This is a genomic window from Candidatus Benthicola sp. (assembly GCF_058719085.1).
In genome coordinates, this window is record NZ_JBZQEK010000176.1 from 1 (window position 1) to 1,511 (window position 1,511).

The following is a 1,511-nucleotide window of genomic DNA, read 5'->3' on the forward strand; positions in this document are numbered from 1 at the left end:
GGCCGAACGGACCCTTCGGTCGGACGCACGGCCCCGCCGACCGTGCGGATGCCGAAGGGGAATGCGGCAGCCGCACCGGCTGCGGTCACGACGAAGTGCCGGCGATCCAAGCGAAACCCTCCTGGCGTGCGTGGCCTGTCCTATTCCTCCGCCTGAAGAGCCCGGATCCGCCCGATCATCTGGACCGCATTGCCGTTGTCCGGGTTGAGCTCCAGAGAGCGCTCGTACGACTGGACGGCCTCTTCGTACAGGCCGAGTTCCGCCTGGCCCTCACCGAGGCTGTCCCAGGTGTTGTAGGCCCCGGGAAACACGCGGGTATTGAGCTCGAACACCCGCACGGCCTGTTGCGCGCGTCCCATCTGCAGCAGACCGTAGCCGGCGCTGTTCACCTCGCCTTCCACCTCGGCCGGATCGACTTCGGTCGCCAGTCGGCGAACGCGCGACTCGGCGGCCTCGGCCTCACCCCCGGTCAGCTCGACCACGGCGCGCCCCACCTCGACGCCGGAACTCTCGTTGCCTTCCACCAGGGCCAGCAGTCCGGTCGACCGGCGAGCATCTCCGTCCGAGGAGGCGACGATCGCGGCCACCACGATCGATCTGGGGTCCGCGATCCCGGCGAAGGCCCCATCGTCGCCCGGAACGGGGATGTAGGTCCGCCGGCTGTCCTCCTCGTGCAGCGTGCCGTCCTCCTGCAGATACAGGCCGAAGGTCCCCGCGACCGGTGAGTAGGCGACCAGGTGGCCACCCTCGACCGCGATGTCCACCATCGTGTAGGTAGGAAGGCCGAGCGGGGATGCAGGATAGTCCCACTCGCCCATGAACGGGGTCAGTCGATCGGGCGCCACGTCCGTGAGCGCTGGGTCGGCCTGGACCTCGAGGGGCTCGAGCCGCGCCTCCGGGTCCGGCGGACCGCTCCGCGCGTCGATGACCTGGGCCATCAGGTCGAGCAGAGCCGGGGCAGGGGTCCCCTCGCCCACGTAGGTGTCCGCACGGTTCACGATCACCATGTCCAGCTTCGGGATCACCGCGATCATCTGGTTGCCGACCCCGAGGGCCGCGTAGGCTCCGTACCGCTCCAGCCGATCGTCGAGAAAGACCCACCACATGAAGCCGTAGCCCATCACCGGGCTGTCGATCGAATACAGGGCCGAGCTGCGCTGCACCCAGTGAGAGGAGAGGATTCGCTCACCATCCCACACCCCATCCCGGGCGAACAGCAGCCCGAAACGCGCGGCGTCCCGGGCGGACAGGCGGAACGGATAGGCTGGATACATCGACTTGTCCCGCTCGTAGTGGTAATAGCCGTCCGAAACGCGCCAGTCTTCCATCTCCAGCGGCACGGCGAAGTACTCGTCGAACGCCTCGAACACGTCCGCGCCGGTCTCCAGCGCCAGGATGGCGGCGAGGGTGTTGAAGTCCCAGTTGTTGTATGCGAAGTAGCGCCCGGGCCCCTCGCTGCCGCGCGGACGCGAGTCGGTGCGCCCAGCGTACGCGGCCGGATGGAAGACCCC

At 68.4% G+C, this 1,511-nt stretch carries 1 protein-coding gene; it reads right to left on the minus strand.

Annotated elements, in window-relative coordinates; all coding sequences use genetic code 11:
- Positions 1 to 140: 140 nt before the first annotated feature.
- Positions 141 to 1,511, minus strand: a 1,371-nt coding sequence (locus tag AC36XV_RS12670; RefSeq protein ID WP_492204050.1) for a serine hydrolase, incomplete at its 5' end; no start/stop codon positions are given.